14 protein-coding genes are annotated in these 13,429 nt (G+C 62.9%); 5 read left to right on the top strand and 9 right to left on the bottom strand.

Annotation, left to right across the window (positions count from 1 at the left end; translation table 11 throughout):
* The first annotated feature begins 15 nt into the window (after window positions 1-15).
* Window positions 16-288, top strand: a complete 273-nt coding sequence (locus AC1Q9F_RS12940) for a DUF3613 domain-containing protein (RefSeq protein WP_207984918.1) — start codon at window positions 16-18, stop codon at window positions 286-288.
* Between the two features lie 68 nt (window positions 289-356).
* On the opposite strand, the gene AC1Q9F_RS12945 is transcribed toward AC1Q9F_RS12940, so the two are convergent.
* Window positions 357-1,133, bottom strand: a complete 777-nt coding sequence (locus AC1Q9F_RS12945; RefSeq protein ID WP_279382184.1) for a response regulator transcription factor — start codon at window positions 1,131-1,133, stop codon at window positions 357-359.
* Window positions 1,134-1,258: 125 nt separating this feature from the next.
* Window positions 1,259-1,729: a prepilin peptidase gene (locus AC1Q9F_RS12950; protein WP_207984916.1), complete on the bottom strand. Its 471-nt coding sequence runs from the start codon at window positions 1,727-1,729 to the stop codon at window positions 1,259-1,261.
* A 75-nt stretch (window positions 1,730-1,804) separates the two neighbouring features.
* Here AC1Q9F_RS12950 and AC1Q9F_RS12955 point away from each other — a divergent pair, with 75 nt between their 5' ends.
* Both AC1Q9F_RS12955 and AC1Q9F_RS12960 read left to right on the top strand, forming a co-directional pair.
* Window positions 1,805-2,251 (top strand): TadE/TadG family type IV pilus assembly protein, encoded by a 447-nt coding sequence (locus tag AC1Q9F_RS12955; RefSeq protein WP_492620169.1) that lies wholly within the window; start codon window positions 1,805-1,807, stop codon window positions 2,249-2,251.
* Window positions 2,248-4,995 carry a sensor histidine kinase gene (locus AC1Q9F_RS12960; RefSeq protein WP_492620168.1) on the top strand — a complete coding sequence of 916 codons (2,748 nt, stop codon included), beginning with the start codon at window positions 2,248-2,250 and terminating at the stop codon, window positions 4,993-4,995. The genes AC1Q9F_RS12955 and AC1Q9F_RS12960 overlap by 4 nt, the downstream gene beginning before the upstream one ends.
* Here the strand turns inward: AC1Q9F_RS12960 and AC1Q9F_RS12965 are convergent.
* From AC1Q9F_RS12965 to AC1Q9F_RS12985, 5 genes are all read right to left on the bottom strand, one after another.
* Window positions 4,992-6,989 carry a pilus assembly protein TadG-related protein gene (locus tag AC1Q9F_RS12965; protein WP_492620167.1) on the bottom strand — a complete coding sequence of 666 codons (1,998 nt, stop codon included), beginning with the start codon at window positions 6,987-6,989 and terminating at the stop codon, window positions 4,992-4,994. The genes AC1Q9F_RS12960 and AC1Q9F_RS12965 overlap by 4 nt on opposite strands.
* A 150-nt stretch (window positions 6,990-7,139) precedes the next feature.
* Window positions 7,140-7,697, bottom strand: a complete 558-nt coding sequence (locus tag AC1Q9F_RS12970) for a DUF4136 domain-containing protein (protein WP_207984912.1) — start codon at window positions 7,695-7,697, stop codon at window positions 7,140-7,142.
* 54 nt (window positions 7,698-7,751) lie between these two features.
* Window positions 7,752-8,366, bottom strand: a complete 615-nt coding sequence (locus tag AC1Q9F_RS12975; protein WP_085748621.1) for a DUF4136 domain-containing protein — start codon at window positions 8,364-8,366, stop codon at window positions 7,752-7,754.
* Window positions 8,367-8,378: 12 nt separating this feature from the next.
* The gene (locus AC1Q9F_RS12980; protein ID WP_262159174.1) at window positions 8,379-9,128 is read right to left on the bottom strand and encodes a methyltransferase; all 750 of its coding nucleotides are present in this window, start codon (window positions 9,126-9,128) and stop codon (window positions 8,379-8,381) included.
* A complete protein-coding gene (locus AC1Q9F_RS12985) occupies window positions 9,128-9,430 on the bottom strand; it encodes a MazG-like family protein (protein WP_007951009.1) in 303 nt (100 codons plus the stop codon). Before AC1Q9F_RS12985 ends, AC1Q9F_RS12980 begins: the two co-directional genes overlap by 1 nt.
* A gap of 143 nt (window positions 9,431-9,573) precedes the next feature.
* Between AC1Q9F_RS12985 and AC1Q9F_RS12990 the strand changes: the two genes are divergently transcribed.
* Both AC1Q9F_RS12990 and AC1Q9F_RS12995 read left to right on the top strand, forming a co-directional pair.
* Window positions 9,574-9,867 carry a hypothetical protein gene (locus tag AC1Q9F_RS12990; RefSeq protein ID WP_007951010.1) on the top strand — a complete coding sequence of 98 codons (294 nt, stop codon included), beginning with the start codon at window positions 9,574-9,576 and terminating at the stop codon, window positions 9,865-9,867.
* 37 nt (window positions 9,868-9,904) lie between these two features.
* On the top strand, window positions 9,905-11,254 hold the full coding sequence (locus tag AC1Q9F_RS12995; protein WP_492620166.1) for an MATE family efflux transporter: 1,350 nt from the start codon (window positions 9,905-9,907) through the stop codon (window positions 11,252-11,254).
* 9 nt (window positions 11,255-11,263) lie between these two features.
* Here the strand turns inward: AC1Q9F_RS12995 and AC1Q9F_RS13000 are convergent, their stop codons facing one another.
* Both AC1Q9F_RS13000 and AC1Q9F_RS13005 read right to left on the bottom strand, forming a co-directional pair.
* Window positions 11,264-12,058 carry a DUF4123 domain-containing protein gene (locus AC1Q9F_RS13000; RefSeq protein ID WP_492620165.1) on the bottom strand — a complete coding sequence of 265 codons (795 nt, stop codon included), beginning with the start codon at window positions 12,056-12,058 and terminating at the stop codon, window positions 11,264-11,266.
* A complete protein-coding gene (locus tag AC1Q9F_RS13005) occupies window positions 12,055-13,404 on the bottom strand; it encodes a type VI secretion system Vgr family protein (RefSeq protein ID WP_492620164.1) in 1,350 nt (449 codons plus the stop codon). Before AC1Q9F_RS13005 ends, AC1Q9F_RS13000 begins: the two co-directional genes overlap by 4 nt.
* Between the last annotated feature and the right edge of the window lie 25 nt (window positions 13,405-13,429).

Raw genomic sequence — 13,429 nt, forward strand, 5'->3', positions numbered from 1 at the left:
CCTCAAGGAGGTGCCATGAACACGTTCAAGACGCTGTGCTGCCTGAGCCTGCTGAGTCTGCCGCTCGCTGCGCTGGCCATCGACGCCGGCCCGGCCTCGGCCCAACAGCAGGAAACCGAAGGCTGGCTGTTGCTGCAAAGCCGCAACAAGGCCGCGTCCCCCGACCCGCAGGCGGCCACGGCCACCGAGCGAGAGCTGGCGATGCAGCGCTGGCTGAAGAAGTACAAATATGAAATCCCCGACCTCTACGATCCGGATGCCGGGGGCAAGATCGAAACGGGTAACTGATTCGAGCGTGGTGCAGCGGGTGCCATCGCGACTGTCCCGGTCGGCCCATGGGCCGCCGGGGACAACCATCAGTGCGACGTAACCCGCTGCCGCAAGACCGCCGCGCTCGGCGACAAGGCCAGCGCCAGTTGGGTACGGTTGTGCATGTGAGTCAGGCGCAATACCTGCGAAACGTAAAGCTTCACGGTGTTTTCGGTAATGCCCAGCTCACAGGCAATCTGATAATTGGTCTGCCCCTTGCCCACCAGGCGCGCCACGTCCAGTTGTCGTGGCGACAGCTGATGGAAGATTGCCGGTATCTCCAGTTCACCGGCCTCACGGGTGGCTTCGTCACTGACGGGCGCCGGACCGCGACGCACCTTGTCCAGATCCTGATAGAGATCATCGATGGACGACGACAGGTCCTGAAGCTTTTGATTCAGATGGCCAAGTTGCAGGGTTTTCTGCCGTTCCTGCAGCACCGCTTCCTGGCGTTGCAGGCCTTCGAGCAGTTCATCCAGATTGACCGGTTTCTGGTAGTAGTCGGCAATCCCCGCGCGCAGGGCCTTGATCACGTCCTGCTTGTCCGCCCGACCGGTGAGCATGATGGCTTCGAACGCCCGGTGTTTGCCGGCCAGCCGTTGCAGTTCCTGTACCAGTTGAATGCCGTCCATGTCCGGCATGTGCAGATCGCACAGCACCAGCCCGATCGCGGTGTCACCGGCAAAACGCTCGATCGCCTCCTTGCTGGACTCGCACGGAACACAGCGGTAGCCGCTGCTCTCGAGAAATTCACACAGCTCTTCGACGATCAGTGCCTGATCATCGACAACGAGGACTTTTATCGCAGATGTAAGCTTGTTCACATGCCACTCCATGCCCCGGCCAAAACTGACCATTCCTGTACTTTCAGCGCTTGGCTGTATAACCAGTTACCTTGAAAGTAGACCCACTTTCCGACTATGTACATAAGACTAGTGGCGCTTGGCGACTAATGGATCCAAGGTAGCGCAACCAAGAACCCAATCAGCACGAACGGCGCAAATGGCAGCTTTTTTGACATGGATGGCGCCATATATCGAAGGCGATGCCTAAGCCCTTGACTCATATGCAGCCAGATTCTTGGCGCGAGCAGAATCCAGACCAGGCTTGCCGCACCGGCCCCGATGAATATCCACAACAGCGACAAGCCGTCCGTCGAAAGCCCAAGAGCTGTCATTAATTTCACATCGCCGGCGCCCATCCGGCCCATCAGATACCCCGGCAGCGTGAACGCCAGCGCCATGACACAGGCCCACCCGCCCTGCCCGGCTTCGGCGCCCATCCAGGTGGTGCCGAAAGACAACAGGTAGACCAGCGCGAGAGCGGCGGCACCCAGCGTCAGGACGTTGGCAATCCTTCGTTGCCGGGCATCCTGGGCCGCGCAGGCCGTCAACCAGATCAGAAGGACAAGGCTTTGCATGCAGTAAAAACCGTCCGTTTTTGCTGAATGATTCTATGCTGATACTACGCATTGACTGTCAGGGTAGACGCACGGATGAAAACCGGCTCTCGGAAGGCGCAAAAAGGTGCGGTGGCGATCGAGTTCGCCCTGGTGTTCGTGATCTTTTTCGCGGTGTTTTATGGCCTGGTCAGCTACAGCCTTCCGTTCGTGCTGATGCAGACGTTCAATCAGGTGACCGCTGAAGCCATACGCCGTGCCGTAGCGGTCGACCCCACGATTCCCAACTATCCGACGGTGCTGGTCAGCACCGCCAACGCCGCGTTGAGCCAGCAATTTTTACTGATGCCCTCGTCACTGAACCTGGTCGTTGGCACCGATACGTCCACGGTCTATGACCCGACCCAGGGCACCCTCACCGTCAGCGTCAATTACCCGGTGAGCAAACTCAATCGGGTCATCCCGTTTCTGGTGTTGCCGGGCATCGGCGCTGTTCCCAGCCTGCCCACCAATCTGACCGCCATTTCGAGCCTGAAATTTTGACCCCGGGTGACAACCTGCTCGGCCGCCTGCTCAAGCGGAGCATGGTCGCCAGCGATTTGCCGGACGTGCTCGGCACCCCGCTGACCGGTCTGCACATTCACCTCGACAGCGAAGGCGGCGTGTTGCAAATGGCCGGCCCGCTGCGCCTGCTGCTGGCGCAACAGACGCCTCGTGATAAACCGTTGCCGTTGCACGACTACCTACTGGCGCACAGCACGCTGGCCATCGAGGGCCGGCCGCAGGATTGGCAAGGCCAACTGCTGGACCTGGACTTCCCCGGCCTCGGCGAGCAGACCTTGCACCTGCGCGGCTGGGTCCAGCCGCTGGGCAACGGCTGGCTGCTGCAACTGATCGACATCGCCGACCTGCTTTCCGAACGCCAGCAAGCGCATCAGCGCGAGGCGTGCCACATGATCGCCGAGCAGATCAGCAAACAGTTGCGCAGCTGCAGCCTGGGACGACTGCCGATGCTCGTCAGCGAACAATTGCAGGTGATCGCCCAGCGCTGGCAGATCCCGTGCCTGGCACTCGCCCTGCTCGATGAACAGGAACAGGGCTGGCAGATCCATCAACAATTCCACGCCCATGACGCACCAGCGCTGTGGCACGACGGCCAGCGTCTGGGCACGCCGCTCGACAGTCTCAATGGCACCGGCCCGCAGCGCCTGGGTGAGCATTACGGCCAGTACGAACACTCGCGGGTCCAGGGCCTGTTCGGCAATGCCGAAGGTTTCGCCGTGCCTTACAGCGATGATCGTGGCGTGATGGCGTGGCTGCTCTGCGGTTTTTACGCGGTGGACAAGACTGCGCCGTATCTGACCGACCGCGACTGGCTGATGCTGGCGGGCGCACTGGCCGGGCCTCTGCTCGGTCGCTTGCGCGAACAACAGCATCAACTGCAACTGGAACGGCTGGAGTCGTTGCAGACGCTGCTCGGCACAGGCTGGTGGGAAATCAGCACCAGCGAGCAGATTCAACTGGCCCCGACGCTGGCCGCCACGCTGCAACAGGACAGCTCGACACTGACGCTCGATGCCTGGTTGACGCTGATCCATCCCGCCGATCGCGAAGAAGTCCGCAGTCGCCTGCAAGCCTTGCAACTGCACTGGGAAATTCTCGACCTGTGCGTGCGACTGCATCCTCGCGATGCCAGCCAGACGCCGGCGTGGTATCGCCTTAAGGGGCAGGTCACAGGCACCGGCGAGCATCGGCGGCTGGTGGGTTTCATGCTCGACATCAGCGACATCAAGAACCAGCAGCAACTGGCCGCCGCCGCCCATGCGCGGCTGGACAACCTGATCGCCAGTTCACCGGCGGTGATTTACGTCCAGCACTACGTCGAAGGTGCCTTGCTGCCGGCGTTTTTCAGCGCCAGCCTGCAACCGCTGCTGGGCTGGAGCCTGGAGGATTGCGATGCCAGTGCGCTGGCGGAGCGGATTCACCCGGATGACCGTGCCCTGTATTTCGAACGCACCCGGCAACTGCTGCGCGAAGGCTCGGTGCGCGCCCGCTATCGCATGCGCGACAATCGCGGCGATTACCACTGGCTGCTCGACGAAGCCCGGCTGCTGCGCAATGACCTCGGCCTGCCGGTGGAGGCCGTCGGTTTGTGGCTGGACGTCACCGAAGCGACGCTGGCCGCCGAGCAGGTCAGACAGAGTGAGGAGCGCTACCGGATTCTGGTGGAGGACTCGCCGGCGATGATCTGCCGCTATCGTCCGGACCTGATCCTGACGTTCGGCAACCGGCCGCTGGCGACCTATCTGGAATGCGCCCCCGAAGCCCTGGCCGGGGTCGATCTGGGCAGCTGGATGTCCGACGTTCAGCGCGCGGCCTTCGTTGAGCGCCTGGCGCAGTTGACCCCGCAATCCCCCGTCAGCACCGCCGAAATCAACCTGCAATTGCCGGGGCGCGAACATGCGTGGTGGGTGTGGTCGGATCGCGGCGTGTTCGATGAGCACGGGACACTGATCGAAGTCCAAGCCGTTGGCCGCGACAACACCGAAGTGCGCCGCTCCCAACAGCAACTCACGCAAAGCGCAAAAATGGCCACCCTCGGCGAAATGGCCACCGGCCTGGCCCACGAAATCAATCAGCCGCTGAACGTCATGCGCATGGCCATCGTCAACGTGCAGAAGCGCCTGAGCAACGGCGATGTGCAGATCGATTACCTGACGGACAAACTCAATCGCATCGACGCACAGGTGCAGCGTGCCGCGAAAGTGGTGGACCACATGCGGGTGTTCGGTCGCCGCTCCGAGATCGAGCAGCAGTTGTTCAACCCGGCCAGCGCCATCGAAGGCACGCTGTCGCTGCTGGCCGAAGGCATGCGCGGCAAAGGCGTGGATTTGCGCATCAGTGAAACCGCTTTCGAGGTTCAGGTGCGCGGGTACGTCGATCAGCTTGAACAGGTGTTGATCAACCTGATGGTCAACGCCCGGGATGCGCTGCTGGGCAAACGCGAGTCCGACTCGGCGTTCAAGCCGTGGATATCGATCTACGCCGAGCGCGACGAGCAGAAGGTGCGGCTGTGGGTCGAGGACAACGGCGGCGGTATCGACCCGCGTCTGCTGGAGCGGATTTTCGAACCGTTCTTCACCACCAAACCGATAGGCGTCGGCACCGGTCTGGGGTTGTCGGTGAGTTACGGGATCATCGAGAACATGGGCGGTCACTTGAGCGTGCGCAACTCGGCGGACGGCGCACGGTTCTGCATCGAACTGCCGATCGCTCCCGACGACTAGATCACCAGATAGGCCTTGCCGGTCTGGCCGCAGGTCATGTTGGCGCCGACGTCGACATCCATCAGATTGATCCCCAGCCCTTTGAGCAAATTGTTCAGCAGCGGATCCAGCAGCGGGCTCACCAGGTTGGTGATGACCGGTTGCAGGATCGTCGTGACATCGCTGATCAGGCTGGCGACGCCGGTGACGATCGCCCCCAGCGGGTTGCTGCCCTGGGGTTTGTAGACGATCAGATTGATCCCGGCGAGGGTGCTCGCCAGGCTGTTGACGATGTTGCTTGAGGGCGCGGCGGCAATCACGCTCGGCGGCAGTTTCAGGTTGGGTGGTGTGGCGAACGGATTGCCGCTGGAAAACACCAGATTCTGGGTGTTCTGCGCCACGCTGGTGTTGACCATGATCGCGATGCCGCCGGCGCCGTATGGCACGTGAGTGCTCGGGTCACAGCTGCCGATCCCCAGAATCTTGTGGCAGGTCACCGTGCCCAGATCCACCAGCGGCAATGGCGTGACGGTGGGTTCGGCGGCAGATGAAAAGGCGTTGGTCGGGTCGATCTTGCCCAGCTTGAGATCGGCAACCGAGGTTATCGTGCGGGCCGTGAGACTTTTGGTGCCGGTGTTGTCAGTCGGGCAACTGTAATCGGTGACATAACTGATGGCGCCGCCGGCATCCAGGCTGATGTCGATCTGCGGCGAGGGCAGCAGCTTGGGGTCCAGTTGTTCACAACCGGCACCGAGCAGGCAGCCGACCGAATTCAGTGTGGCGACCAGATTGAGGCTCAACAGCGCATTGAGCGTTGGTGTCAGCGTGCCAACCAGCCCAAGTACCGCATTGGCCAACCCGGTCACCCCGGACAGCACCGGCAGATTCACCGAAAGCAGCGTGCGAATCTGCGCAGTGCGCACATAAATCCGGTTCGGCCCGGTCGGGTTCGCCCTGGCCAGCGCCGGATCGCCGATCGCAGAGAATTGCGGCGGCTCGATGACCTTGACCCGCACCGTGACATTCGCCAGCCCCAGTACGCTGATCGGCAGGGTCGCGGCCACTGCACTCTTGCTGTTGGCCAGCTGAATCACGCCCTGGACCAGTTGCAGCAACTGCAGATTGGCATCCAGCCCGGCGGCCGTGGTGCCGGTCTGCAATTGCAGGATGTCACCGAGTTTTACCGGCGCGGCATTGATCGCCGCCACTTGCAGCTGGCCCAGCGCGGTAATCACTTCAGCGGTGGCGCCGTTGAGCTGGACCGCCGTGATCGCGGCCTGAATCAGTTGGGTCACCGTGGCCTGGGTATTGAGCAGCTGGGTGTAATTGCCGGCGGCGACGTTGAGGTTGATCGCCAGTTGGTTCAGGTAGCTGAGCAGGTTGATATCGGTGTTGAGCAAACCATTCCAGCCCACGGCCGTCAGATTGACGTTACCGCCAAGCAGCCCGGAAAACAGCGGATTGAGGATGTTCGATTGCGCGGTGTTGATGCTGGCCAGGTTACTGCGGATGTTCAATTGAGCGACGGTCGGCTTGGGTTTGGCCGCTACCGCCGCAGCATAAAGCACGGTGTTGAGACGAACCGGTGTACCGCTGAACAGCGCCTGCACACCGCCGGCAAAACTGGTGGTAACGGTACGGTTGGCCGCGACCTTGACCGCCTCCGATTGCGTCGCGTCCACCGTGAACGTGCGCAGGCCGGTAGCGGCTGTCGCCAACTTTCCGCAATCGATCACAAGGACGTTGGTGGCATCGGCGACAAACCCGTTGCGCGTCGCGCTTTGCCCCGCGTAACTGGCGGCGGTGAGGCCCGGCAGGCAATTGCCGCCACGGCTGACGGCTTCGAGAGCGGCGGTGTCCACCAGACGCTGCAGTTTGCGTTGTTCCATGTACAGGCGGCCGCTGTCCACGACCAGCAGCATCAACACCAGCGCCAGGCTGAGGGTGGCGGCCGCCATCAGGCCGATGGCCCCCCGCTGCCGGGCTGGCCCGCCGCACTGCGGATGACGCGACATGGCGCACTCCTTTGCCGGCGCACTGCCGGGCGCAACCTCCATTGGTGGATCTGAGTGTAGACGCGCTGCACTGACACTGCTGGCAAGACGCCAGTTTCACCCGCCCATAAAAAACGGGAGCCATGGGCTCCCGTCTTTTTTCAAACAAACTCAACGCGGTGGATAGTTGGACAGGATCCGCGCCACGGTCTCGCGGATGGCATTGCTGCGATCCGCCGGGTTCGGCGTGCGGCTGAGCATTTGCTCGTCGCTGCCGCGCCACACCAGTTTGCCGTCCTTGCCGTCGAGCAGATCGACCTGAATGGTCGCCACCTTGTACGTGATGTTGCGGGTTTCGTTGTACATCGGTGCGCCCCAGTAACCGTTCCACGGGCCACCCCAACCGCCGCCGTAGTTGGTGGTCACCTGTTGCTGCCGGTCCTCGACGATCAGGTAAGTCTGCACATTCAGATCACCTCGGGCGCCCGGGGCGGCCGGGCGCAGGCCGCGCTGATCCAGTTGGTCGGCGACGGCCTGACGGATGCGTTGTTCGGTCAGGTCGCTCTTGATCCGTGGATCGTCTGGGCGGTATTGCAGGGCGGGGTCTTTCCAGCTCCAGCTGCGGTACGCGGCAAAGTCGCGGCTGGCATCGAAGTCATGATTGACCTGGTTGGCGGCGCAGGCACTGAGCAGTGCGGCCACGGCCAGTAAAGCGAGACGGCGGAACATGGTTTTTCTCCGGTGGAAGACATGAACCTGAGGGAGCTTCTCAATTGCAGGAAGCTAACTGGGAGGATACGCCGACATGGCCTTTTCGACAGCCTCCCGAATCGCATCGGTGCGATCACTTTGCTTGCCCTGGGTGCCGGTTTCGGCGCTGGCGCTCCAGACCGGCTGACCACTGCCGGCGTCGAACAGATCGACCCGCACCACCACGACCTGCTCCTGATAGGTACGAACGATCGGCACCGTGTTGTACATCCCGTAACCGCGGCCGTAACGGTCATAACCGCCGTATCCGCCGCCGTAGTAGCCGTAATCGTCCTGCACCTGACGCAGGCGGGTTTCCAGGCTCAGGTTGGCACTGACCAGCAGATCGGCCGGGCGATTGTCATGCAGCGGGCGCAAGCCGCGCTGATCCAGCGCACTGCTGACGGCCTCGGCCACTTGTGCCGAGTCAGCCCAGGCCGTGCCCGGCGGCAACTGACCGTTGAGCCACGCCCAACTGCGATAGCGCCCGTAGTCACGAGGGGGCGCGGGATAAGCGCTGCGGTCGAAGGTGGTTGCCGCTTGCGGTGGCGCCGGCGGCAACGGTCGCGACTGCGCCACGTAAGGGTTGCTGCCCTGGCAGGCGGCCAACCCCAGACAGATCAGCAGTAACCCTGAATGACCTTTCATATCTCGCTCCGATCAGATCGGCCGGCAGATCCAGTGCAAGTAGCGCCCAAGCCCGGCGAAGCTTGGGTGACGACGGTGGGCGAGCTCCATCTCGAGCAAATCAATCAATTCGGCGCGGGCCTGGAATTCCACCGGCATGTAATCGTGGAAAACCCGCACCCCGCTCTGGGTTTCGACCTGCCACAACCCGGCGAGTTGCGTTGCCAGTTCCCGTGGATCGAGTGGCTGCTGAGGCGTCAGGCTCTGCTTCTCGCCGGCCATGTCGTTCTTGCGCATTTTCTTGAAATGGCCTTTGAGCAGGTTCCGGTAAATCAGCGCATCGCGGTTGTAGAACGCCAGCGACAACCAGCCGCCGGGCTTGGTCAACTGATGCAGCACCGGCAGGATCGCGTGGGGTTCGGCCAGCCACTCCAGCACCGCATGGCACAGCACCAGATCGTAGGGCTCGGTGAGCTGGCCGAGCAGTTCCTGCCAGGGCGCCTGAATGAACGTCGCGGTTTGCCCGGCATCGGCAAAGCGCTGGCGTGCGCCTTCGAGCATCGGCTCGGCCGGCTCGGTGAAGGTCACCTCGTGACCGCGCTCGGCCAGCCACAGCGACATGTGGCCCAGGCCGCCACCGATGTCCAGCACCCGCAGCGGACGATCCGGCAGAGCTTCGGCGAGGTCGGCCTGCAGCACCGCCAGGCGGATCGCGCCTTTGGCACCGCCGTAGATTTTTTCGGCGAAACGGGTCGCCAACTGATCGAAATGACGGTCGCTCATCAGCTGAACCGCCGTTCGCTGTCGGCGAGTTTGCTGCGCACCACTTCATTCATGTCCAGCCCCAGTTCACTGCACAGCAGCAACAGATAGAGAACGATGTCGCCGACTTCCTGCCCGGCGTGGGCGAGTTTGTCCGCCGGCAATTGGCGGGACTGGTCTTCGGTCAGCCACTGGAAGATTTCCACCAGTTCGGACATTTCCACGCTGGCGGCCATGGCCAGGTTTTTCGGGCTGTGAAATTGCCGCCAGTCATTACGGTCGCGAATGGCGTGCAGGCGTTCGGTCAGTTCAACAAGGTTCATCGGGCTCTCCTGAAGGCGTATAGCTTCGGGGGGATGCCGAGCGAAGGCAAGCGCCAGTCGCCCGTTAAAACCCTCTATGCTTGCAGGGAACTCGACCGCACCCGCTGCGGCCCAAGGCTCAGCTCTTTCATCAGGAAACAGACATGCAGGTAGAAAGCTTTTTCGAATGGCTGGGCCAGGCGCTCGGCTCGATCATCCGTTTCATCGTCGACGGCCTCAGCGGCCTGTTCAATCTGCTGGGCAATGCCGGCGGCAATTTTGTCGACGGGCTGTCGAAGGCGCTGGGCATGGACACGTCGATCATCAGCATCATCGCGCTGATCGTCGGCCTGATGCTGTTGTGGTCGGCGATCCGCGCGTTCATGAATGCCTCGATCATTGCCGGGATTATCTGGTTGCTGCTGGGATTGTGGCTGCTGAGCTGGATCATTCACTGACACCTCCCGCTACAATGCCGCTCCCCAAGGAGCCCGCATGTCCAACCTGATCACCGACTGGCGCGACCGCCCGACCCATCGCCGGGTCTGGGCCCTCGCCGCCCCCATGATCCTCTCCAATATTTCCGTGCCGCTGGTGGCGCTGGTCGACAGCACCGTCATCGGTCACCTGCCCCACGCCCATCAACTGGGCGCGGTGGCGGTAGGCGCCAGCCTGTACACCTTTCTGGCCTGGGCCATGGGTTTTCTGCGCATGGGCACCACCGGCTTCGCCGCACAGGCGGCCGGTCGCAGCGACGGTGCGGCCTTGCGGCAGATTCTGCTTCAAGGCCTGTTGTTGGCGATGGGGCTGGCGCTGCTGCTCGGAACCCTGGGCGTACCGCTGAGCGGGGTCGCGCTGCACTTCATGCAACCGTCGGCGGAACTGGATCAACTCACCCGTGACTTCTTCCATACCCGACTGTTCGGGCTGCCGGCGGCGCTGGCCAGTTATGCGCTGGTCGGCTGGTTCCTCGGCACTCAGAACGCTCGCGCACCGCTGGCCATTCTGTTGAGCACCAACCTGATCAACATCGTGCTCAACCTGTGGTTCGTGATTGGTCTGGACTGGGGCGTGGTCGGTTCGGCGCGCGCATCGGTGATCGCCGAATGGAGCGGTGCCCTGCTCGGCCTGTGGATGACTCGCAAGGCACTGCGCGCCTATCCCGGGCACATCGCCTGGGCCGCCCTGAAAGTCTGGCAGAGCTGGCGCCCGCTGCTGGCGGTCAATCGCGACATTTTCATTCGCAGCCTGGCCCTGCAATCGGTGTTTTTCCTGATCACTGTGCAGGGCGCGCGACTCGGTGATGCCACGGTCGCGGCCAACGCGCTGCTGCTCAACGGTCTGCTGCTGACCGCCCACGCGCTGGACGGTCTGGCCCATGCCGTCGAAGCCCTGTGCGGCCACGCCATCGGCGCCCGTGATCGTCTGGCCCTGCGCCGTTCGCTGGTGGTTGCCGGTGGCTGGTCGTTGCTGGCCAGCCTGGGCTTTGCGGCACTGTTTCTGTTGGCCGGCCACTTGTTCATCGAAATGCAGACCGACATTCAAAGCGTGCGCGAGACCGCGTTCATCTACCTGCCCTACCTGGCCGTCCTGCCATTGATCGCGGTCTGGAGCTACTTGCTCGACGGCCTGTTCATCGGTGCCACCCGCGCCCGGGAAATGCGCAACGGCATGCTGGCGACCGTGATCCTGCTGCTGCCGGTCGCCTGGGCGCTGCAAGGTCTGGGCAATCACGGCCTGTGGATTTCATTCCTGCTGTTCATGGTACTGCGCAGCCTGACGCTCGGCGGACTGGCGTGGTGGCTGCGGCGCACCGATGGCTGGTTCAACGGTGCTGCTCACTGAAGCGGCGCGTCACGACGGGTCGTCCAGCCAACGCCGACGCAACAGCTCAAGCCGTTCCCGTGGGGTCAATCCTTGCGGCAGCGGCGTCAGTTCGGCACGCGGATGCTGCAAACGCAGCCACAACCAGTCGTCCAGCAACGCCTGCTCACTGAACCCCAGTTCCAGGCCTTGCTCCTGAAAGGAAGACATCAGCCGATAGTCGTTACCTGTCGCCTGACTCCAGCGCCAGACATGCTGATCCAGCAGGCAGCGGTGCAGGCGTTCGCGCTGCTGACGGGTCAGGCTTTGCTCGATCCGCAGCGGCTCCACGGCCAGCCCCGGATTGCGCAATTGCTGCCAGCCCTGACTGCCGCCGGCCAGATCGGCCCAGGTCCCGCCGAACCAGCGCAGCCACCCGATCGGCCCGAGCCAGCAGCTCAATTGCCGGGCATCACAGGCATCGAAAAAGTAGCTGGCGGTCTGGCGATTGTAGAAGTTGAGCAGCGCTCGGTGATTCAGGCCGATGGTCACGGTCAGCATCCGCTGCAAGTGTTCGCGCAGTACCTGCGCCGAGGCCTCGCTGCCCAGCAGCAGCCCTTGCCAGGTCAGCGGATCGGCGTGGCAGAGCGCCGACAATGCCGGGCTGTCACGCAGGTCGATCAGCCACGGGCCTTGTTCACTGACCGGCTGGAATTCCGTACCGTCAAACAGCTTCAGGCTTTGCAAACCGGCAAATCCCTGGCGTAACGTCTTCACGGCCTGCGGCGCCTGTGCGATGTCCAGCAACAACCATTGAGCGCGTTGTCCGGGGGGCGCGACGCTCATCTTCCGTCGCTCGTCTTGAGCCCGGCGACCAATCGACAGCTGCATAGTGACGCCGCGCAATGGCGATAACTGCCACCGCCCGGTATCAGACACAACAACAATAACGGCTCGGCCGCTTTCAGCCATTGAGCCAGGCCCGCGCTCGCCAGACGCTCGGGAAATGGTGACGGTGCATCATCCTCGATGGCTTCGGTGAGTGCCGGGACCTGCAAGACGCCGCTGATCACGGGCTGCTCGGGGTCACCTTCCAGAAAGCTCACCACCACCTCCACTCCGTCCTTCAATGATGCCATCGGCGTATCGGCCAACGCCGGAGCCAGCGGCAGCCAGCAGTGGCTGGGGCGGGCCCCTTCGCCCTGATAGAGCCAGTCGAACTGAACGGCCACCGGCCGCACGGCATCCGGTTGCGCCTCCTCGACCGAGACCACCCACGCACGTTGCGGACTGCACATGCGCGCCCCGCGGTATTCAACGGATGATCGGGGCATCGGCAACTGGTCAGCGGCAAAAATCCGGTTGCTGTAGGGCGGCTCGAGGGACTGATCGGCCCGATGTTCGATTCGGCTCACCAGCCAGTGCGCATTCGCGTCTGCCAAGGGCTGGCCGGAAATCGTCAGCCAGTGACCACTGCGCAGGGTTGGCGAATTGGAATGCCCCTGCGCCGTGCGTGTCCGCCGCGAGCCTACTGCGTGCAGGCGGGCATGCTCGCCCAGTTGCCAGCGGCTCACTGTCGGCGGCGACTCCCCATCCTCGCCCTCGCATCGCAGGTTTTCGGCGCGTGGCAGTCGGGCCGGATCATCGCCGAATACCAGACAATGCCCCCTGACCCGATGTTCGAAGTGATAGTGAATGCGTGCCTGCCCGCACAACCGCTGCACCAGTTGCAGATCCGACTCGCCGTACTGGGTGCAGAACGTGCGGGGCGGATAGGCGTCCTGCAAATCAAACCGGCGCCCGTTGCCACTGATGCCGTGCTCCCTGAGCACCTGATCAAGTATCTGCGGTATCGAAAGATCACTGAAGATGCGCTGGCTGTAACGCATGCCCAGGCAGCTCAGCCGAGGCCCGAGCCGCGCCCGGAACAACCGGGCACCGCGCCCCTGTTCATGCTGGACAAGACTGTGCAACTGCCCGTGAACACCATTGCCGCAAGGCCCGAAACACAGGCGCGCCGAACGGTACATCAGGCCGGCAAGGTCCAGGTGCGGATCATCGACCAGTACGTCGATCTCGAATGAAAAAGGCTCGCTGATGGCTTCGCAACCCGTGAATGCCAGGACTTCAAGCGAGTCGGACAGGCCCGCTACATCGAGACGAAACGACGGCTCGTCGGCTGGATCGAACATGGGGGAATTCTCTACAGGGGGGCGG

It is taken from the genome of Pseudomonas sp. GW823-FHT04A03, from assembly GCF_058796615.1.